Source organism: Acinetobacter sp. ANC_7513 (assembly GCF_056779915.1).
On the sequence record NZ_JBWYIW010000001.1, the window covers coordinates 753,410 to 774,649 of the forward strand.

General features: G+C 36.4%; 16 protein-coding genes and 1 pseudogene. 4 read left to right on the top strand and 13 right to left on the bottom strand.

What is annotated here, in order from left to right:
- Nucleotides 1-110: 110 nt before the first annotated feature.
- The 9 genes from AC1M9B_RS03785 to AC1M9B_RS03825 all read right to left on the bottom strand — a co-directional run bounded on the left by AC1M9B_RS03785 (nt 111) and on the right by AC1M9B_RS03825 (nt 11,442).
- Complete coding sequence (locus AC1M9B_RS03785) at nt 111-545, bottom strand: MaoC family dehydratase (RefSeq protein WP_035267505.1); 435 nt, start codon at nt 543-545, stop codon at nt 111-113.
- The gene (locus tag AC1M9B_RS03790) at nt 532-2,397 is read right to left on the bottom strand and encodes an ABC transporter ATP-binding protein (RefSeq protein ID WP_481608618.1); all 1,866 of its coding nucleotides are present in this window, start codon (nt 2,395-2,397) and stop codon (nt 532-534) included. The genes AC1M9B_RS03785 and AC1M9B_RS03790 overlap by 14 nt, the downstream gene beginning before the upstream one ends.
- Nucleotides 2,398-2,427: 30 nt before the next feature.
- Nucleotides 2,428-3,669 (bottom strand): mechanosensitive ion channel family protein, encoded by a 1,242-nt coding sequence (locus tag AC1M9B_RS03795; RefSeq protein ID WP_228143075.1) that lies wholly within the window; start codon nt 3,667-3,669, stop codon nt 2,428-2,430.
- 559 nt (nt 3,670-4,228) lie between these two features.
- Entirely contained in the window at nt 4,229-4,765 is a 537-nt protein-coding gene (locus AC1M9B_RS03800; protein ID WP_481608619.1) for a DUF2058 domain-containing protein, read from the bottom strand.
- Between the two features lie 12 nt (nt 4,766-4,777).
- Nucleotides 4,778-5,455 (bottom strand): YoaK family protein, encoded by a 678-nt coding sequence (locus tag AC1M9B_RS03805; protein ID WP_481608620.1) that lies wholly within the window; start codon nt 5,453-5,455, stop codon nt 4,778-4,780.
- 34 nt (nt 5,456-5,489) lie between these two features.
- Nucleotides 5,490-6,692 (bottom strand): serine/threonine transporter SstT, encoded by a 1,203-nt coding sequence (gene sstT, locus AC1M9B_RS03810; RefSeq protein ID WP_035267513.1) that lies wholly within the window; start codon nt 6,690-6,692, stop codon nt 5,490-5,492.
- 162 nt (nt 6,693-6,854) lie between these two features.
- Entirely contained in the window at nt 6,855-8,600 is a 1,746-nt protein-coding gene (locus tag AC1M9B_RS03815) for a SulP family inorganic anion transporter (protein WP_481608621.1), read from the bottom strand.
- A gap of 115 nt (nt 8,601-8,715) precedes the next feature.
- A complete protein-coding gene (locus AC1M9B_RS03820; protein ID WP_481608622.1) occupies nt 8,716-10,128 on the bottom strand; it encodes an amidase in 1,413 nt (470 codons plus the stop codon).
- A 390-nt stretch (nt 10,129-10,518) separates the two neighbouring features.
- Complete coding sequence (locus AC1M9B_RS03825) at nt 10,519-11,442, bottom strand: hypothetical protein (protein WP_481608623.1); 924 nt, start codon at nt 11,440-11,442, stop codon at nt 10,519-10,521.
- Nucleotides 11,443-11,529: 87 nt separating this feature from the next.
- Here AC1M9B_RS03825 and AC1M9B_RS03830 point away from each other — a divergent pair.
- The 3 genes and pseudogenes from AC1M9B_RS03830 to AC1M9B_RS03840 all read left to right on the top strand — a co-directional run bounded on the left by AC1M9B_RS03830 (nt 11,530) and on the right by AC1M9B_RS03840 (nt 13,805).
- A pseudogene (locus AC1M9B_RS03830) lies at nt 11,530-12,039 on the top strand (YfbU family protein).
- A 623-nt stretch (nt 12,040-12,662) separates the two neighbouring features.
- Entirely contained in the window at nt 12,663-12,899 is a 237-nt protein-coding gene (locus tag AC1M9B_RS03835) for a VF530 family protein (RefSeq protein WP_481592470.1), read from the top strand.
- 207 nt (nt 12,900-13,106) lie between these two features.
- Complete coding sequence (locus AC1M9B_RS03840; protein ID WP_481608624.1) at nt 13,107-13,805, top strand: DUF1826 domain-containing protein; 699 nt, start codon at nt 13,107-13,109, stop codon at nt 13,803-13,805.
- A 17-nt stretch (nt 13,806-13,822) separates the two neighbouring features.
- On the opposite strand, the gene zigA is transcribed toward AC1M9B_RS03840, so the two are convergent.
- Entirely contained in the window at nt 13,823-15,043 is a 1,221-nt protein-coding gene (gene zigA, locus AC1M9B_RS03845; protein ID WP_481590045.1) for a zinc metallochaperone GTPase ZigA, read from the bottom strand.
- A gap of 245 nt (nt 15,044-15,288) precedes the next feature.
- Here zigA and AC1M9B_RS03850 point away from each other — a divergent pair, with 245 nt between their 5' ends.
- A complete protein-coding gene (locus tag AC1M9B_RS03850; RefSeq protein ID WP_481608625.1) occupies nt 15,289-16,434 on the top strand; it encodes an RICIN domain-containing protein in 1,146 nt (381 codons plus the stop codon).
- 841 nt (nt 16,435-17,275) lie between these two features.
- On the opposite strand, the gene AC1M9B_RS03855 is transcribed toward AC1M9B_RS03850, so the two are convergent.
- From AC1M9B_RS03855 to betB, 3 genes are read right to left on the bottom strand one after another with little or no spacing between them, the layout of a single operon-like run.
- Nucleotides 17,276-18,055: a TorF family putative porin gene (locus AC1M9B_RS03855; RefSeq protein ID WP_481608641.1), complete on the bottom strand. Its 780-nt coding sequence runs from the start codon at nt 18,053-18,055 to the stop codon at nt 17,276-17,278.
- 14 nt (nt 18,056-18,069) lie between these two features.
- Nucleotides 18,070-19,737, bottom strand: a complete 1,668-nt coding sequence (gene betA / locus AC1M9B_RS03860; protein ID WP_481608626.1) for a choline dehydrogenase — start codon at nt 19,735-19,737, stop codon at nt 18,070-18,072.
- Nucleotides 19,738-19,747: 10 nt separating this feature from the next.
- A complete protein-coding gene (betB, locus tag AC1M9B_RS03865; protein WP_481608627.1) occupies nt 19,748-21,223 on the bottom strand; it encodes a betaine-aldehyde dehydrogenase in 1,476 nt (491 codons plus the stop codon).
- Between the last annotated feature and the right edge of the window lie 17 nt (nt 21,224-21,240).

Below are 21,240 nucleotides of genomic sequence, written 5' to 3' on the forward strand. Positions count from 1 at the left end.
TCCATTGCTTTACACAATTTTTTTCATAATTTTTGGTGAAAATAATACTGACATAAATTCCAGATAGAAAATACCAATTTTGTCGGACAAATCTAGTGTGAAACCGATGTTTAAGCCTTAAAAACGACAATTTTTGTGGTTGAAATCAACAAAACATCACCATGCTGATTTTTTGTTTGTGTGACATAACTCACAATTCCACGATCTAGCTTTGTTTTTGAAGGATTGATAGCAACAATTTCAACTTCCACATGCAAACGATCACCTGCACGAGCTGGTTTTGGCCATCTTAAGCTTGACTCTGAACCGATAAGCCCCTTGGCAATTGGAAAACATTCAGTCCAGAGACGCATGGTAATGGCTGAAGTTTGCCAACCACTGGCTGCGATACCTTGAAAAATAGGATGATCTTTAGCAGCCTCTTCATCAGTATGAAAGACTTGAGGGTCGTATTTTTGTGCAAATTCTTTAATTTCTTCGAGTGTTAACTCATATTCACGACTTTTAAACTGATCACCCACTTTTAAATCATCAAGATAAAGCATCTTCGTCTAATTCCTTGTCTTTCACTTTTTGTTCAACTAAAAATCCACCCGTTTGGCGTTGCCAAAGTTGGGCATAAATTCCATTCTGTTGGATCAGCTCATCGTGAGATCCTTGTTCTACGATATTTCCTTGATCCAAAACAATTAATCGATCCATTTGAGCAATTGTTGAAAGGCGGTGTGCAATTGCAATTACCGTTTTACCTTCCATCAAGTCATCAAGGCTTGCCTGAATCGCAGCCTCCACTTCTGAATCGAGTGCGCTGGTTGCTTCATCTAAAATCAAAATTGGAGCATCTTTTAGGAATACCCGTGCAATTGCTATACGCTGTCTTTGCCCACCAGATAATTTTACACCACGTTCACCCACATAAGCGTCATATCCTGTCTGACCACGTAGATCTGTAAGCTGAGGGATAAACTCTTCTGCTCGAGCTTTACGGACAGCTTCATACATTTCTTCATCAGTCGCTTCAGGTCGACCATATTTAATATTCTCAGCAACACTTCGATGCAGCAAAGAAGTATCCTGCGTCACGAGAGCAATGTTTTTTCTTAAACTATCTTGGGTGACTTCATCAATCGCTTGGCCATCGATATAAATTTTACCTTGTTGGGTTTGATAAAAATGAAGTAGTAGTTGGATCAGTGTCGATTTTCCAGCACCAGACCGACCGACAATTCCAATTTTTTCACCCGGTTTAATTTCTAAATTCAAGTGATTAATAACATTTTTTTGATTATATGCAAAGCTCACATTATCAAATTTAATCGCACCAGAGTGTACCTCGAGTGGCAGTGCAGCTTCTTTGTCTTGAATTGCTATTGGTTTTGCTAGCGTGGTCATCCCATCTTGGATGGTACCAATATTTTCAAATAAGGCTGAAGTTTGCCACATCATAAAAGAAGCCATACTATTCAGCTTTAAAATCATGGCTGTCGTTGCGGCGATCACACCGATGTTTGCTTCACCAATAAACCAAAGCCAAACTGCTGTACCTAAAACGCCAAAGAATAAAATTGCGGTCAGTAGATTAATGCTAATTTCATAAGCAGTTCCCAGACGCATCTGGGTATACACCGTCTTCATAAAAAGTTGCATAGACTCTTTGGCATATTGGCTTTCACGACCAGCATGTGCAAACAATTTTACTGTTTGTATATTTGTATAAGCATCAGTCACACGACCAGTCATCACCGCGCGTGCATCAGCCTGCTTTTTTGAAATTTTTCCAAGTCGCGGGATAAAGAAGGATGCCGCGCCAATGAATAAAATCAACCATGCCATCAGGGGAATAAGGAGTAGAGGGGAGACGTTTCCTAAAACCACACTGATGGTAATAAAATAAATCACCACATAAGTAACGATATCCCCCAAAATTACCCAAAATTCACGAACAGCAAGTGAAGTTTGCATGACTTTAGCTGACAATCGACCTGCAAAATCATTGTGAAAAAAGTCCAAGCCTTGAAGAAGTAATAAATTGTGAAAACGCCAACGCAAGCGCATTGGAAAGCTGCTGAATAATATCTGATGCCTTATGATTGATTGCAAACTTGCAAAGAAAATATTAGCCAGTAGAAAACCAGATAAAATCATTAGATTTGTTTGGTTATTTTCGAGAAAATTTTCAGGCGTCGATGCGGATAACCAATCAACTAAATGACCAATTTGAGAGAAGAAAATAGCTTCAAATGAAGCTGTTGCTGCAGTAAATAACACCAACGCCAGGAGATAACGCTTAACTCCTGATGCTGCTTGCCAAACAAATGGAAAAAATTTCTTCGGCAAGGGCTGATTTAAATCTTTGGATGGATATGGATCAACGAGTCTTTCAAACCACTGCAGCATACGACTAATCTTAATTCATCTAATCAAAACTCAGTTTACTGTGTCTTGAGGAATCTTGAAATCATTCCCAGAAGGAATCTGGAATATTTTTAATCCAAACTCAGGAAGAATCGCCAAAAGATGATCAAAAATATCGGATTGGATCGCCTCATAAGCCACCCATGCTGTCGTATTTGTAAAAGCATAAATTTCTATAGGCAAACCTTCACCTGTCGGTTGTAATTGACGAACGATTAAGGACTGATTTTGTGCAATACCTGGATGATTTTTTAAATAGTATTCAATATATGCGCGGAATGTTCCTAAATTGGTTAAACGACGTTGGTTATTGACCCCATTATTTGCGTATTGCTGATTAAAGTTTTTTAACTCAGTTTGTTTCTCATCCAGATATTTTTCTAAAATCAGAAATTCTTTAAGTTTGCTGTATTCCATTGCAGATAAGAAGTGAACACTATTTTGATCGATATAGAGTGCACGTTTAATACGACGAACACCTTGCTCTTGCATACCTCGCCAGTTCTTAAAAGTATCTGTCACCAAACGATTGGTCGGAATAGTGGTATAGGTCTTATCAAAGTTTTGTACGGTCACCGTATGTAATGACATATCAATGACATCGCCATCCGCATTTAAGGTTGGCATTTCAATCCAATCACCAATCCGAACCATGTCATATGAAGAGATTTGAACTGAAGCCACTAGAGATAGAATTGTATTTTGGAAAACCAGCATGAGCACTGCTGCCATTGCCCCGAAACCTGCCAATAGCGTGAAAACATCTTTTTTAAGAAATGTTCCTATTACCATCAGTGCACAAACAACAAAAATAATGAGTTTAACTAACTGTAAATAACCCTTAATTGGCTTATTGTGAGATTTAGGATTACGTTGATAAATAATATTAAAAATGGTGAGAAGCTGACTAATTGCCAAGGCAATGGTTAAGAAAATGAAGGCTTGTGCAAACATCTGAATCAATGTAATGACTTTTTCAGACAGGTGAGGAACCGTCACAATTCCATTCATAATCACCAATGCTGGGACAATGTTTGCAATTCTTCGAATAACGCTATGTTCCGCTAAGACATCACTATAACTAAAACGTAGTTTGCTAATAATTTTGCGAATACCACGGACGACCACTTGTTTAGCAATAAAATTTGCGATAAATGCAATGAGAATAAGAATGCTCAGAGAGGTCAACATCTCTAACCAAGGAAATTGATCTGACCATTCTTGGATTTGAGTTACAAAATTTAATCTGTCCAACTTGATCACCTCTAAATGAATTGGCATTAGCTTAATGGTTTAAGTTATTAAATTTATTAGAGTTAACGTTTATCAAACAGAATAGATTAAATAAATTACTAAATACATTTTATGAACTTCTATTTTCAATAAAATTAAAGTGAAGTAAGGCACACTATAAAATTTCGTAGATTATCGTCATTACATTTTCAAATTATAAAACCCATGTTTAAATCTAATTTAATCTTTTTTATATCGATCTCTCTGTGTTCATTGCTTTTTGCGAAAGCTCCTCAAAGAAGCATTATTGAACTTGTGCATTTTCAGCATTTATAAAATGAAAAAATAATGTGAGAAAATCAATCCATTATTTTTTTAAAGCTCTCCAAAACAACATCGATTGAAAAACAAATCAGAGAATAGAATAAGAGCGCCGAAATTTGACAGATTCATCTAGTGTTGGTTAGAAAAAGCAATATAACTTCAAAGCATCTTTAATCGTGAATTTATAGCTGCTACACCGCAATCTGAATCACACATTAAGGGTAAAAAAGCCTAATAAATTAGGCTTTTGAGGAATTCACCACATTAAATCATCTGGAATAACATAAGCTGCATATGGATCTTCCTCATCTGTAATAGCCTCATTTTTCTCAGCATTATTCACAATAATAAATCCTTCGACTTTTTCATTAATCCGCTCAGATAACGCTCTTGGTAGAACAGCATAACCTGCTTGATCTTTGGCGATAACTAACGTGCCTGCCACGAGTGCATTGTAAACTTGTTGATTAATATAAATTTTCTTGATTTTATTTACATCAACGAACTGGTAGCTGATTTCACCATCAATATCCTTGATTTTATGCTGACCAATCATTTGCACTACTGCTGCACGCAATGCTTTCTCATCTTGCTGGCGTTTGATTTCAAGATTAAGATTCTGATCTTTTTCTAATTTTTGCTTTAAATCTTGTTCAATTTTAGCTTTAATTTCAGCTTCATTGCTTTGACCCGTGCGTTGCTCATGCACAGCTTGTTTAGAAAGTTTTTTAGCCTTTTTTTGATCGACTAAACCAGCTTTGAGCAATTGTGCTTGCAAGGCATTTTTTACCATGAGTAATACCAACTACGATTTTTGAAAATAACAATGATGGAAATATAAAATCCAATAGATCAGGGTCAGTAAAAAACTTAAACCTGCAGGAATTAAAAACGCTTCTAATTGTAAATAAGGATAGCTGAATGCCGCAACAGTACTGCCAATAATAAAACCAAATAAAATCACTAAATGCAAAATAACTTTTCTGGATTCCGTTGTAAGACCTCTTACAAAATATCCAAATGCTAAACCAAGATCGGTTAAGACACCAGAAAGGTGAGTCGTGCGAATAATCGCACCTTTATAATGACTTACCATGGCATTTTGTACACCCATCGCACAACATGCCCATAGCAGTGCATAACGAGGATAATAGGGAATAAATACCCAACAGAGCAGAATAAAAAAAGTCACTAAACTCAATGGTAGACCATATCTGCGTCCGAGTTTAAATTGACTATTCCCCAATATCAGACCGCTAAAACTAGAGCCTAAAACATAACTCAGGATAATAAGAATCAGAAAAAATACAGCTTTGAAATCATGGTCAATAATACCGATCGCAAGCAGACTTGCATTGCCTGTCATATGTGAAACTGACTGATGTAATAGAGAAATGAGACCCAAAACGTTGATCATGCCTGCATTTACTGCAAGCATGAAAGCCCCAAATTGTACCCAGTTTGGAAGGAATTGAAATGGCATATCTTTCATTCTAAAAGTTTATGCCATGAATATATTATTTTGAAGGAGCGCGATCAACCGCAGCAGTAAACAATACATCTGTAGATGAGTTGAGTGCTGTTTCAGTTGAATCTTGTAGAACACTGATCACCATACCGATGGCTACAACTTGCATAGCCACATCAGGTGAGATATTGAAGAGCCCACAAGCGACAGGAATCAATAACAGTGAACCACCTGCTACACCAGAAGCCCCGCAAGCAGAAACTGTAGCAACAACAGAAAGAACAAGCATCGTGGTAAAGTCAACAGAAATACCAAGTGTATTCACCGCTGCTAATGTTAATACGGTAATCGTTACTGATGCGCCCGCCATATTAATTGCAGCACCCAAAGGGATTGCTACACTCGCTGTCGATTCATTCACGCCCAAACGCTTGGCAAGATCCAAGTTCACCGGAATATTTGCTGCTGAACTACGGGTGAAAAATGCGGTGATCCCACTTTCACGTAGACATTGAATAACCAATGGATAAGGATTTGAACGCATAACAAATGCCACCATAATTGGGTTAATTACAAGTGCAACAAAGAACATAGTCCCTAATAGAACAGACAATAATTGTGCATAACTTGCTAAGGTTTTAAGACCTGCATCTGCAAAAGTAACCGCAACAAGTCCAAAAATACCGAAAGGTGCAAAACTGATGACAAGACGAATCACGTGATTCACGGCATTCGCAGCATCCGTCAGACACTGTTTTGTGGTGTCTGTGGCATGACGAAATGCTATACCCAGTGCAACAGCCCAACCCAAAATCCCAATAAAGTTTGCTTCACTTAATGCAACGATAGGATTCGCAACAAAACTGAGTAATAAATTTTTAAGAATTTCAGTCAAGCTGCCAGGTGGTTGTAAATCAGCTTGCGCAGCGACATCTAAGAAAAGAGTGCTTGGAAATAGATTACTCACAATGACAGCAGTTAACGCAGATAAAAACATACCTACGGCATACATCATCATAATGGGTTTGATTTTCGCACTGCTGCTATCACCAACTTTAAAGTTTGCAATCGAAGAAAGGACCAAAACAAAAACAAGAATTGGTGCAACAGATTTAAGGGCTTTAATAAATAAATCACCCAGCAAGCTTAATTGTGGTGCAACTTGAGGAAAAAATATAGCCACCAAAACGCCAAGAATAATGGCGATAATGATTTTGGTGACTAAACTCAAACGTGCTAGAGCAGTGAACATAACTGAACCTAATAATGCCGAGTCTGGCTTAAAATCGGATAAATAAGTCGGGTATTCTATACTTAAAAATGATTTTAAATATAAAACTTATTCATAATAAAAATTAAGTGAATCAAATCACTGGATTTTTTTTGATAATTCTTACTTAAGAATATCAAATTCTTATGCAAAAGATGATTTATTTTGGCTGAAATGCGGGTCTAATTCATATACTGCTTGGAAATGAGTGAGGTATATTTTACCTGTCAGATGTTGTATCCAGTTGGTTGAATTTAAGCGATCCATAACAGGACCTTTGACTTCGCTTAAGTGTAGTTGAATATTGAGTTTAGATAACTCAGAATTCATTTCCTCAAGAGTCTCTAAAGCTGAGTAGTCAATATTACTGATACTGGAACAGTTAATGACAACATGTTGAAGCTCATCATGTTGGCTAACTTCTGAAATAATAAATTCCTTCAGGGTGTTTGCATTGAGAAAACTCAAATTTTCATCAATTCTCACCGAAACGAGCCTTTTACTGGTAATAACCTGGTGTCTTGAAATATTTCTAAAATGCTGCGTACCTTCAACGAGACCAATCACTGCAATATGTGGACGACTAATTCTCCATAACAGCAACACAAATGTTGAAATAATACCCACCATTAAGCCTGTTGTAATATCTACACACAGCACCCCTAAAAATGTAAGAGCCATTGCCAAACCATCTGCTTTGGAATATTTCCAAGCCTCTATAAAGGGTTTAATTTCAACAAGTTTCCATATCGACACAATGATTGTTGCAGCCAATACTCCTAAAGGTAAATATTCAAATAGGCTTGTAAAATATAGACTGACCACAATAATAAGTAGGGAGGATAAAACGCCAGCCATAGGTGTTTTAGCACCAGCATCAGCATTGACCACTGTACGTGATAAGCTACCAGTGACAGGAAATGCGCCACTGATTCCAGCGCCAAAATTTGCAACACCGAGTGCAACAAGCTCTTGATTACTGTTCAAATTGCTACGTGATTGAAAAGCCGTAGCTTGCGCGATCGAAATAGATTCAACGAAACTCACCATAGCGATCATTGCTGCACCAGGAAGCAGTATTTTCACCATGTCCCATGTCCAGTACGGCATTTGAATAGGGGGTAATCCACTTGGAATTTCACCTACTGTCTTAATTCCATAGGCAGTTAAATTAAAGGATTGAACCAGTAAGATTGAAAATAGCACTAAGCATAACGGTAATGCTTTTTGTACAAATTGCATTAATTTTTGATGATTTGAAAATGCTGAAATTTTAAGTAATTGAGGTAAATAAATGAGCGCTAAAATTGAAGCTAAACCCAAAGATAAGCTGGCCAAATCATATAAAGAAATGTATTGAGCCAAACTTGCAAAAAATTCGATTAAATTGCTGGATTGCAATGGAATATTAAGAATAAATTTTATTTGACCTAACGCAATTAAGACGGCAGAAGCAATGATAAAACTCTTAATCACAGGATGGCTTATGAGACGAATCAAAAAACCAAATCTAAACAGTCCCAATAAAAATGAAATTATGCCAACCATTACTGCTAGCAAATAGGCAGCTTGGATATAGACTGGTGAACCCACTTCATATAATGGCTGTAGCGTGGCAAAAGTCATCATGGAGATTAATGCAACTGGACCAATTGAAAGGGTAGTACTCCCTCCAATCAATGCATAAGCAATCATAGGGATAATACTGGCATATAACCCCATAATTGGAGGTAAGCCTGCAATCATGGCATATGCCATGCCTTGTGGTACAAGCATTGCAAGTACGATCACAGATGCAAGGAGATCAGATTTAAAATCTTGAGTATTGTATTTTTTTAACCATTTCCAAGCTGGGATGATTCGTTCCACAGAATGCTTCGTTAAATCCATACAAATCTCTAAATCACATTTATGTATATATTATGCATAAAAAGTGATAAACAAGCACTGAGTATTGTTGATAAGGATCATCAAGAATTTGATTAATGATCCTTAGTGTATGAATTTAATCGTATATTTTTTTAAAAGGTTGTATCTGTTCAAGCTGATAAGCGAGATCTATCAGTAAACGTTCTTGTCCCAAATCAGCAGAAAGCTGAATACCTATCGGTCTTGAATCTAATTTGGTCATACCCATTGGTAATGATATCGCAGGCGCTCCAGCGATATTTTGAATAGGTGTGAATGCCACATAATTCCTTAAACGCTCAAATAAAACATCAAATTCGAGTTGAGGTGAAAGATATCCAATTTGAGGCGAAACATGCGCTAAAACTGGCGAAAGGATGACATCATATTGTTGGAAGATTTGTTGATAGATGCGCTGGATTTGCTTTAAACGGTATAAAAATAAAGGGGTTTTATAGAAATTTTTCTTGTACAAGTTTGCAAGCCCAACTGTTAGATGATCTAACTCATTCACGTTAAAATCTTTGCCAAGTAGCGGTTTTCCAAACTGTTGAATCATAAATGATAAAAAACCCCAATAGTGGCTGAAATCATCTACAAACGAATCTGAAATAGGAAGTGAAAATTCTTCAATATGATGACCTAAATTCCTGAGTAATTGAGCAGTAGACTCAACAGTTTGACGCGTCTCAGCATCAGTATTGGTTTGCAATGAATCATAAACAAGACCAATCCGTAAAGGTTTGCTGGATGGATGCTGGATTAAGCCAATTTCGGTTAATTTTTTTGGCTTATATTGTTTTTCCATTTCAGCAAAGAAAAACGCGGTATCACGCACAGAACGTGTTAAAACACCATCTGAAACAAGGTCAATTGGTAAATACTGCGAACCTTCATTTGGATGCCAACGACCACGTGTCGGCTTTAAACCGACTAAACCGCAATTTGCTGCAGGAATTCGTATCGAACCACCACCATCATTTGCATGTGCAATTGGTACTACGCCTGATGCAACGAGTGCCGCAGCTCCACCTGAAGAAGCTCCACACGAATAATCAGTATGCCAAGGATTGCGTGTGTAATCCCCAGACTTAAATTCTGTTGAAGCATTTAAGCCAAATTCAGGCATTTTGGATTTACCCAGTGCAATTAAGCCTGTATCTAACATTTGTTGAGTAATTTTAGAGTTTTTGATCTTTTCCTTGGATTTGAACGATGTTGATCCTTGTTGCGTAGGAAAACCAATAAGATCCAAATTATCCTTAATAAATGTAGGGATTGCAGAAAAAATCTGATTTGGTTTAAAAGTAGGCGATTTAAGTAATTGTTCGAAGTTTTCGAATTCAATTGCATTTAGCAGAGGATTTACGAATTTTGCGCGTTCAATCGTAGCTCTTAAAACTTCATCAATTGAGATGTCTTTAGATTGAATTCTGTTTGAGAGCTCAATCGCATCACTTGTACCTAATATATCATCCGTGAAAGCATGAATTCTTTTTTGATTATCCATAATCGATTTTCTTTAAAATTGACTAAGCATATGTATACACATGAAATATTGATTTGTCGATTGACCAGAGATTGATTCTCCATAATTTCGCATAATGTATATTATGTTAAATAGAATATCTGGAACAACAACCCTTAACATTGGTTTATATAGTTTGTGATGGCTAAGCATTCGGCATTAAAGAATCTTCGATGAAATTCGTCATTGAGAAATAAGTTTTGATGAAAGAATCAGATGTAATACATGCTCTGATTAAATATTACTTGAAGAATCTAAAGCCAAAAGAAGCTGTAAAATACCAATAATAAGTTTTGGGTTAAGAGGATTAACAGCCCTTTTTATTCTAAATTTAAGACTAGCGCCCACTATTAGATAATGTGGACTCTTTTTTTATATTATATTGTCAGCAGACATAGCACAAATAAGTCGATGATCACTGACACGATAAATACTAGGATCATCTAAATCTTGAGAGCCAATAAAAAATACCCAACTTTTTAGTTTCGTTTTATTATTCTTACTATAAGCGTTGATCCCTTCACGACGGACAAAATCTAACTCTTTAGTAATAACTGTTTTTCTATTTTTACTCCAATTACTAATATCAATAATTAGAAATGAATGTTTAGTTACACGTTTTTTCTGTATTTTATCATCATAACTCCAAAAACCTTGAGATAACTCAATACGTATTTCATTTTCTGTAACTTCTAATCTAGTAAAACGCATCTGACACATAAGTATTTTTGAGGTATCAGCTATTTTAAAATCACTAGGTATTTTTTTGAATAAATCCTTATAAGTCGATAATTCATTATTAGGTATTTTTAATGGTATTTCACGATCAAAAGGATAGTCTATATATACAGAACATAGTCTACGTATAGACTGTACTACCCCTCCTGACCGCCTAACAACTCTTTCATTTTCTGAATCAATTCCCTTTTCCACACCAGAAGAAATATTTTGAGAATTGCTTATTCCTGTTCCATCTGTTTTAGAATTAGTATCTATGAGCTTTAAAATTGTGGGAATGAAACTTGGCAAAGTTTCATTCGGATTAAAAACTTTTCGTTTTCTACCATTACTTTTAGATTCTTTTTCACCAATTACATCACAATCAATTTTATGAGGATGGCTACGATGTTCTCTGAAATGCGGTCGCTGAACATTAAACTCTTTATCGTATGATGCAGGTGTAACATTCACACCACATCCAATACAATAATAACCATCCCTATCAACATCACCATTCAATTCCCATAAATCTTCACCGTTAACAAGGTGACCATCTTTATCAAATGCAGTATCCATAAAAACTCAAAAATAAATAAATAAAAATTAGAAAAATAAATAAAAAACACCAATATACATTTAATAATTACCCCATAGGACAAAAAAATGTCAAGATCAACAACGTTAACAAATGTAGAACGTCTAATTCTTGCGAATCAATATGAAATTTTGAGCCAACAAACTGATAATGAGTATGACACTGTAAAATTTCTTAGAACTGCAAAACAGTTAAGAGATGGTCACAAATGGCTATATGAACAAATTTTCGAATATATTGATGATGACTTAGACAATGAAAATGCTGAATTTGTTGTAAACGTACTCTCATTGCATAGAGCACTTTTATCTAGCTATGAAGAATTAGATGATAAGAGTGATATAAAAGAAAAAGATGTTATTTTTAAAGGTTTTGATGGTAATAATGAAGGTTCACTGATGTATTTTGCGGAAGCACTTAGTGAAGATGGTCGCTTTTGTGAAGTTATTGAAAAAGGTAACTTAAATTAACACTGCCCAATGATTCGTAAATACCAAGAAATGCTACAAAAGTGGGAAAAATTCGATAAAGAATATGAGTTATCAAAAGAGCAAATTTTGGAAATTATTGATAAGTAGTCATTCTGAAGTCGCAACTTCATTTTATGTTAAATAGGATATCTAGGGACAGCACCCTAAACATTACTTGCAGTTGGTGCTGCACTTGACGGTTTCGATAATAAATAATCTTCCCGTCAAGTGTATCCCAAGAAACATAATATAAGTTATGCAGAAATTAGACCGCTACTAAACTTGTGTATTTGTCTAAGCCTAACGCAGGTCTGCGTGTCTATGACCTTTAAATCTTGTGAAAGCTCATTGTTAAGATGCCTATTGTGAATTTATTACCCGCATATTATAAATCGGGGGTTGAAGTCCTTCTTTCGCAGTCAAACTATGAGTATCTGTGTTTTTACACGAACTGGTTATTTTTTTATTCAATTTTTAAATTACTGAATTATCTTTATAATTAGAAACTTAAAACATTGTCGTATATTTAAATTATCTTTTTGTAGATTTAGTAGGTTTACAAACATCCTGGCATGGGTGAGGCTATATTAAGTAACGATATTAGCGACTAAATGAAAAACCAAAACACAATCTGTCATTTTTGATGGACCATTGAGTATAGAAAGCAACGTTCTCAATTTTTGTCTAGCTCAGGTTATAATGCTCATCTTACACAATTTAGTTGATCAATTATGAACACATCCAATGACCCTTTACATGGCAAAAAACTCGCTGACATTTTAGATGAGTTATTGGATTACTACGGAGGATTTGAAGGATTAAGTCGTAAAATTGAAATTCGTTGTTTTTGCATCGATCCAAGTGTTAAATCATCTTTACGATTCCTGCGGACTACACCATGGGCACGTGAAAAAGTAGAAAGCTTATATTTGTATGTTCTCCGTCAAAAAGCTAAACAGAAATTCTAGCCAACAAAAAACTTAAGATATGTTTAACTTTTTATACCCAATTGTAGAATAGCCTTAATGAGTATCTATCGTTTTTGTTCACATCGTGTAGTTATGGGTGGAAGCCCCACTCTCCTACTACATTGAACGACGATCAATCATCTAAATCCAGTCTTATCAAGTCTAGAGCTAAAAGCTATAATATGTTTTTAAAAAGTTTTAGATCATATGCTCGAACTCATTCACTCATATCCTCAAGCCAAATTGGTGAATACTTTCCAAGCATTAGCGAATGAAGTTTTTGAAGACCATGTCAATGCTTTATGTTGGTATAGGCATTTAGATTACAATTTCAAAGAAATCGTTGAAAAACTTACACTCATAGAAGATATTACTGAAATTTCCATCGCACAATTAGAGCAACTCAAACTTTCAGACTCTGCAAGCAAAGCGAGAGACGTTATTATTAATGATATAATGTTGCTCACCGAATTGGGTGCATCGCCGTCTTTAAACTTAATCAAAGAATATCAGCGTGATGAAGAATTGGATTTTATCAGCACTGATGTATATTCTTTTCATGTAGATCGATCGCCATTAGCAACGGATACATATCTATGTACCTATTACGGGGCGGCTAGCGATATTATTTCCAATGATGAGGTTGAACAAAAAATTCATATTCCAGAAATCCGTCAAAAAATTAAATCATTGTTTGATGGCGAAGACCATGAGTTTGAGGATTTTCTTAAAGAGACCTATATGGATCTTCACTATCAACCTAAAAATGGTGCAACACCTTTAAATTTAGGAATCGGTCATCTCTGGCGTTTGGCTGTAGATCATCCTGATCAGAAAGTACTTCCTTGTGTTCACCGTGCTCCAAAAGAAAATGCAGGAGAACTCAGATTACTCTTAATTTGTTAAGGAATTCCTTGCTCAATTTAGGCGAGTAATTCTTTTTCAGCTTCAAATGGATTAAAGAAATTACACCAAACGATTGGTCCTAAACTCATCTCCGAATCAGTAAGTAAACATTGATCAAAATTTTGGATTAATTGCTCTTTATCCATCTCTTGTCCAATTAAAACAATTTCCTGTCTGGCATCACCCGTTTCTGGATGCCAACTCGATTCAATTTCCTGAATAGATTGCGTATCTTGTGGCCATTCCTCTTGTGGTACCGAAGCCCACCAATATCCTGCTTGACCATGCCGAGCCATACCTCCAGCTTGTGACCAAGCCATAGCCATTGTTGGTTCCGCAGCAAGCCAAAAAAATCCTTTTGAGCGTATAACACCTTTCCATTCTGAATGGATAAAATTGTAAAAACGTTGTGGGTGAAAGGGTCTTCTTGCTCTATATACGAAACTTTCGATTCCATATTCTTCAGTTTCAGGCTTATGCTCTCCTCTCAACTCTTTTAACCAACCAGGTGCTTGTGAGGCTTCATCAAAATTAAAAAGCTGTGTGTTGAGTATTTTATCGAGTTCAACCTGACCAAATGTAGATGACTCAATTTTTGCTCTAGGGTTAAGCTTTTTGAGAATCGCATAAAGCTGGGACTTCTGATGCTCATCGATTAAATCAGTTTTGTTTAGAATAATAACATCACAAAATTCGATTTGATCTATCAGTAAATCCACAACAGTACGTTGGTCAAATTCTCCAAGTGATTCGCCACGATCATGAAGAAGATCATATGAACGATAATCACGTAAAAAATTGAATGCATCGACTACGGTCACCATGGTATCTAAACGAGCGTACTCATTTAGAGATACGCCGTCTTCATCTTCAAACGTAAATGTTTCGGCTACAGGTAGAGGCTCTGATATTCCGGTAGATTCAATGACGAGTTGATCAAATTTTTTCTCTTCCGCTAATCGTCTTACTTCTACTAATAAATCTTCTCTCAAAGTACAGCAAATACATCCATTACTCATTTCAACGAGTTTTTCTTCCGTTCGTGATAATTCCGCCCCACCTTCTCTGACTAAAGCCGCATCAATATTGACTTCTGACATATCGTTCACAATTACTGCGACACGTTTTCCTTCTCTATTATTTAAAATATGATTTAAAAGTGTGGTTTTTCCTGCACCAAGAAATCCAGATAGCACAGTGACAGGTAATTTATACGGTTGTGAAGAATCAATATTCATGGTGAGTTACTCGTTTTCATGTTCAACCACATCATTTGATCGCTTATTGCAATCAATGAATGATCTTGATTTTTGATGTAACTAAATCATAATTGTTATGTTATAACATTTCAACATGTTTAATGTTTAGTTAAACTTAAATAAAATTTATTTATAGTGATTCTAAATTGTATTCATCACTGTAGAATCATAAGTAAAACTAAGAATCTAAGTCTTAATTTTTATAATCATATGAGCATATAACAATGAATTTAATCAATCTTATTATTCGTACCACCTTAAGTACTTCTCTGTTACTTGGAGTTTCGAATACGTATGCCGTGGTTGCAGGCGGAATGGTTTCTACTGACTACCATTGGAACAATATTCCTGCTAACGGCTTTGCAATACTTGAAAATCAAATCATCATTACCAATGAGCCAGGAAATGATGGTAATACATTTTGGGCAAATCAATTTTCTATCAAGCATGGAGATGGTGGCTATGTTGGATTGCAACAACGAAGCAATGATCAGAAATATTTAAATTTCTCAATCTGGAAAGCGACATCTTGGAAAACAGGATACCCTGCGTATTGCAGACAATTCGATCACGAAGGTGATGGCGTTCAATGTGACTTACCTTATGAATGGAAGGAAGGAACGAAATATAATTTTAAGATAGTGAAAAATAATGACAGTACAGTCTCAACCTTTGTTAAAGACATGAGTACTGGTAAACAACTTGAAATTGCAAAAATCAATGTGCCACAATCTTGGGGTGGTTTTGACAGCCTAACTACATTTACCGAAAATTTCAGACAACACAAACAAGCCAATGGCATTTATGGCTATAACAGCTGTGCTGATGTTCATACATCTGTTTCTGCGACCTATCCTGCAATAGCAAATTCTTCAATCAAGTCTAACTCACAAACGACTAAAACTTATGGAAACTGTGCACAAGTGGCATCAGCGCATTGCACGGATGATTCTACTTGTATTTCTACTGTGAATAATGCCAATTATACCCAGCAAAAACCTTTCATTTTGAAAAATGGCGCACGAGGTTTTTGTGCAGATAGCTTGGATGGTGGTCAACAAATGGGATTGTATTCATGCGATCCTAACAACGGTAATCAACGTCTGAGTACGGATCACACACATCGCTTATACTTAACTCATCGGGATGCGTGTTTGATGGGTGATGTTAAAGATAATTTCGTTAAAGTTGCGCCGTGCAATAATGATAGTAGTCAACGATGGATGTATAGTCGCCACACAAGCCAATATATCAACTTAAGAACAGGCCTATGCCTTGATGCCGCTGATGGTGCAAATAGTATGGCACGCCTACAAATGATTGGATGTCAAAGCAATAATTCATATCAAACGTGGAAAATTACACGTTAACTTATTAAATTCAGAGCTTTAGCATTTAAAGCTCTGAATTTTAATGCTGAAATTTTAATTTTTTTGCTTTCTTTGAGTGACTCGTACTAATTTTAGTACAATTTGATATCTAAATTAGTGATTTTACTCATAGATAAGCCAGCTCACTCAGGTTAAAAGCATTCTTAATACTGGCTCAAAAAACGAAATAAGTTCAATGATTTTAGGGAGATATTTGTCTAAGGTATATTGTAATATTGATGACAGCAATAAAATAAAAATAATTAAAACTATTCTTCATAAATCTTTGCTATTTTTCCGATAGCGCCGTTAAGGATGAGAAAAAAATTCTTCAAAATATAAAACTTAATAAATGAGATTAGATTTTTTGTTTATCACTGAAGATGACAATCAAAAGCCCTTGTTAATATTGGATAGAATAAAACTCTAATCTTACGGTTAAAATGAACATTCATAGTTCTATTTTTCAATGCATTGCCCTTCACTAGTTATAAGTATCTAGTTGATTTATGAATTTGGCTGAAATGATTGAGTACTTGAGTATAGTCATCTATGTAACCTCAAAAAAACCTTAGTGAACTTTTTCACAACAACTATTTCTAAATAGATTCTTGAAAAATTTTGCGTAAAATTTTACTCTCCTCGTGATATTCATGACCTTTTTTTGGTCAATCTTCACTTCTATTACTCATTAAATAAATACTAAGTTGATAAGTTTTTTTAATAATCTTTTATGTGTCGAGTTTTTATTTATTGATGAGTCTAATTTAAAAATTACACTTTTGCTTAGGCTATTTTGGTATTCAAAATTTAAGCCTAAGCATTTGAAGATTTTCTTAAATTAGAAACTATAGGTGAAAGCCACTACACCTAAATTTTTCTGTTTTTCGTTATAGCGGTTCTTACCACCAAAAATATATTGTCCACTCAATCCGAGTTCTGGTGTCAAGGCATAATCTAGCCCGATAGATGAGAAGCGATAAGCAAATTCTCGTTTTGTATCACCGAGCTCTAGACCTTCATATTTCCCATTATCATTAAAATAGCTCGCTGCAGCACTTGCTGTAGCAGATAATTTATCATTGAGTTGGTGGGTATATATTACGTTTAGATAAGTATCCCCTTGGTTTGCATACACGACATCATATGTATATGCAGATAAACTGGTTGATAAAGAGTTTTTATCATTGAGTTGGTGTGTGGCAGTTACCCCCATTTCATTGGAAGTTGTATTTGACGCGTTCGGATAGAAATAAGTGGCATTCCAAATATTCCAATTTGTCCTACCAGTATCAAAACTGTAGCCGACAATAAAGTCGTGCTCTAATTTATCAGTTTTACGGCGCTTATCACCTTGAAGTTCAGCATAAGAGTAGCCTAGTGTAGAACCCCAATACCCGACATAGAAGTTGTTATAACTGAGGTTTAGACCTGTTTGAATTGCGAGGTCATCATTTTCTGGTGCATTTGTTAAACCACGTGAAATGTAATTGGAGGTTAATGTGACATATCCATCAAATTGAATTGGTGAATTTGTTTCTTGATTCGTAGAATTTGCATAACTGGGTAAAATAATAAAGCTAGCAGTGCTCAACAGCACTGCTTGAGTCGTTTTAATCATCATAAAATTTATAATTAAGAAAATGAAGGTGAAGTTTCTGCACGATAAAATGGTGCATCTGAAGGGGTTAAAGCAGGTCGATTACGAATGTGATCTGCAATCTTCTCGGCCATCATGATCGTCGTTGCATTGAGGTTACCAGTAATAATCAGCGGCATGATAGAAGCATCGACCACTCGCAACCCATCTATTTCATGGACACGACCGTAACCATCCACAACAGCTAAATCATCTTCGCCCATTTTACAGCTACACGAAGGATGATACGCTGTTTCTGCATGATTTTTTACAAATTCATCAATTTGCTGATCTGTTTTTAATGCTGAACCTGGACTAATTTCTCTACCTCGATACTGATCTAATGCAGGCTGATGCATAATTTCTCGTGTAATTCTCACTGCATCACGGAATTCGCGCCAATCTTGTTCAGTGCTCATGTAGTTAAATAAAATGCTCGGATGATCAAAAGGATTTTTCGAGGTTAAGCGAATTCTTCCTCTTGACGGCGATCGCATAGATCCAACATGTGCTTGAAAACCATGTTCATTGATTGCATTGGTACCATTGTAGTTAATTGCAATTGGTAAAAAGTGATACTGGAGATTCGGCCACTCAAACTCATCACTAGAGCGAATGAATCCACCTGCTTCAAACTGATTGCTTGCACCAATTCCTTTACCCAAAAACAGCCATTCAGCGCCAATTTTAGGTTGGTTATACCATTTTAATGCAGGGTAAAGACTGACGGGCTTCTTACATTGGTATTGAAGATACATTTCTAAATGATCTTGCAAATTTTCACCCACTCCCGGTAAATCTTGCACAACCTTTACATCCAGTGACTCTAATAATGACTTAGCTCCTACCCCTGAACGCTGTAAAATTTGAGGTGATGCAATAGCACCTGCGCACAGCAATACTTCTCGCTCAGCATAGACCTTGTGTAAATTTGTTGCATCTTGACCAAGAATGTATTCAATACCGATAGCTTGTTTTTTTTCAAATAAGATTCGATTGGTTGTGGCATGCGTAATAATCGTTAGATTCTGACGACCTTTAGCTATATCTAAATAGCCACGAGCGGTACTGGAACGTCTGCCTTGAGGTGTCACCGTACGATCCATTGGACCAAAGCCTTCTTGTTGGTATCCATTTAAATCATCCGTACGTGGATATCCAGCTTGCACACCCGCTTCAACCATTGCATGAAATAACTCATTATTGTCTGACTTTGGCGTAGCAACACTAACTGGGCCTTGATCACCGTGATATTCATTTGCACCAATATCTCTAGACTCTGCTTTTTTATAGTAAGGTAAACATTCAGCATAACGCCAATGACTGAGTCCTTTTATTTGAGACCATTGCTCTAAATCCATGGCATTCCCACGGATATAACACATACCGTTAATTAATGATGAACCACCTAAACCTTTACCACGTCCACATTCCATACGGCGGTTATTCATATGTGGTTCTGGATCGGTCAAATATGCCCAATTATAACGTCGACCTTGTAAAGGATAAGCCAAAGCAGCAGGCATTTGAGTTCTAAAATCTAAACGGTAGTCAGGGCCACCCGCTTCAAGGAGCAGAACTTTAATATCTGGATCTTCGGTGAGTCTCGCTGCAAGTACATTCCCAGCAGAACCTGCACCTATGATAATGTAATCATATGTCATAGTGTTCTCCTTAGGCTTTAAATACAGATTGAAATGGACTTAATTCCACTTGTACCGATTTGATTTGCGTGTAGTGTTGTAAAGTCGTTAAACCATTCTCTCTTCCTACACCAGAATGCTTATAGCCACCGACTGGCATTTCAGCTGGCGATTCACCCCACGTATTGATCCAACATATACCTGCTTCAATTTGGTGGATGATTCGATGTGCTTTGACAATATCAGGGGTAACCACGCCAGCAGCCAATCCATAAGAAGTATTATTAGCGCGACGAATCACTTCTTCTTCTGATGTATATGTCAAAATACTCATCACAGGACCGAAGATTTCCTCTTGAACAATGGTCATCTCATCTCGACAATCACTGAAGATTGTAGGCAGTACAAAAGCACCATTTTTTAAATGATCATCTGTTGCTCTAGAACCACCACACACTAAACGTGCTCCCTCGCTTTTAGCAGAATCGATGAATGCCAAAATTTTATTCATATGCGCAAAGCTAGATAATGGTCCAAAATTTGTTTCTGAATCGAGCGGATTACCTAAGCGGATATAAGGAATACGTTCTAATAGCTTTTCTTCAAATTTTAGTTGTAATGATTCTGGAATAAACACTCGTGTCCCATTCGTACATACCTGTCCAGAACTATAGAAATTTGCCATCATTGCAATATCTGCAGCTAAGTCTAAATCAGCATCTTCACAAATAATTAATGGTGACTTCCCACCCAACTCCATCGTGACTTCTTTAAGACTCGATTCAGCAGCTTGAGCCATCACTTTTTTTCCAGTGCTCACACCACCAGTAAATGAAATTTTCGCAATATCTACATGCTGGCTTAAATAGGCACCAATATCACCGCCCCCTGTTACAACATTGAATACCCCATCTGGCACTCCAGCTTCGGTATAAATTTCTGCCAATTTAAAGGCTGTTAATGGGGTAATCTCGCTGGCTTTGAAAATCATTGCATTCCCCGCCGCCAAAGCAGGTGCTGACTTCCATAAGGCAATTTGAATTGGATAATTCCATGCTCCTATACCAGCTACAATTCCCAAAGGTTCACGGCGTGTATAGACAAATGAATCTGTTCTTAAAGGAATCTGTTGACCCTCGAGTACAGGTAAAATTCCAGCGTAGTATTCGAGTACATCAGCACCTGTCACAATATCTACAGTCGATGTTTCACTATAGGCTTTCCCACTATCTAAGGACTCAATGGTGGCAAGTTCATCATTTCTTTCACGTAAAATAGCTACAGCTTTATTTAAAATTCTTGAACGCTGCATATAAGTCATTTCAGCCCAAACTTTCTGTCCTTGTTTGGCAGATAGAATGGCTTGATCCACATCCTGTTGAGAACATGCTTGAATGGTCGCGAGAACTTGCCCCGTGGCTGGATTAATCGAATCAAAAGTTTGACCTGATTGAGCATCGACGAATTGTCCATGAATATAAGGACGTTGTAATGGGAATTTATTCATACGATTAGCCTCAGATA

Bases quoted from the DNA above. Each gene is read 5' to 3' on its own strand.
- AC1M9B_RS03825 (WP_481608623.1), bottom strand. From the start codon at position 11,442: ATGGATACTGCATTTGATAAAGATGGTCACCTTGTTAACGGTGAAGAT.
- zigA (WP_481590045.1), bottom strand. From the start codon at position 15,043: ATGAATATTGATTCTTCACAACCGTATAAATTACCTGTCACTGTGCTA.
- AC1M9B_RS03835 (WP_481592470.1), top strand. From the start codon at position 12,663: ATGAACACATCCAATGACCCTTTACATGGCAAAAAACTCGCTGACATT.
- AC1M9B_RS03800 (WP_481608619.1), bottom strand. From the start codon at position 4,765: ATGGTAAAAAATGCCTTGCAAGCACAATTGCTCAAAGCTGGTTTAGTC.
- AC1M9B_RS03850 (WP_481608625.1), top strand. From the start codon at position 15,289: ATGAATTTAATCAATCTTATTATTCGTACCACCTTAAGTACTTCTCTG.
- AC1M9B_RS03790 (WP_481608618.1), bottom strand. From the start codon at position 2,397: ATGCTGCAGTGGTTTGAAAGACTCGTTGATCCATATCCATCCAAAGAT.
- betA (WP_481608626.1), bottom strand. From the start codon at position 19,737: ATGACATATGATTACATTATCATAGGTGCAGGTTCTGCTGGGAATGTA.
- AC1M9B_RS03815 (WP_481608621.1), bottom strand. From the start codon at position 8,600: ATGGATTTAACGAAGCATTCTGTGGAACGAATCATCCCAGCTTGGAAA.
- betB (WP_481608627.1), bottom strand. From the start codon at position 21,223: ATGAATAAATTCCCATTACAACGTCCTTATATTCATGGACAATTCGTC.
- AC1M9B_RS03785 (WP_035267505.1), bottom strand. From the start codon at position 545: ATGCTTTATCTTGATGATTTAAAAGTGGGTGATCAGTTTAAAAGTCGT.
- AC1M9B_RS03840 (WP_481608624.1), top strand. From the start codon at position 13,107: ATGCTCGAACTCATTCACTCATATCCTCAAGCCAAATTGGTGAATACT.
- AC1M9B_RS03855 (WP_481608641.1), bottom strand. From the start codon at position 18,055: ATGATTAAAACGACTCAAGCAGTGCTGTTGAGCACTGCTAGCTTTATT.
- sstT (WP_035267513.1), bottom strand. From the start codon at position 6,692: ATGTTCACTGCTCTAGCACGTTTGAGTTTAGTCACCAAAATCATTATC.
- AC1M9B_RS03820 (WP_481608622.1), bottom strand. From the start codon at position 10,128: ATGGATAATCAAAAAAGAATTCATGCTTTCACGGATGATATATTAGGT.
- AC1M9B_RS03805 (WP_481608620.1), bottom strand. From the start codon at position 5,455: ATGCCATTTCAATTCCTTCCAAACTGGGTACAATTTGGGGCTTTCATG.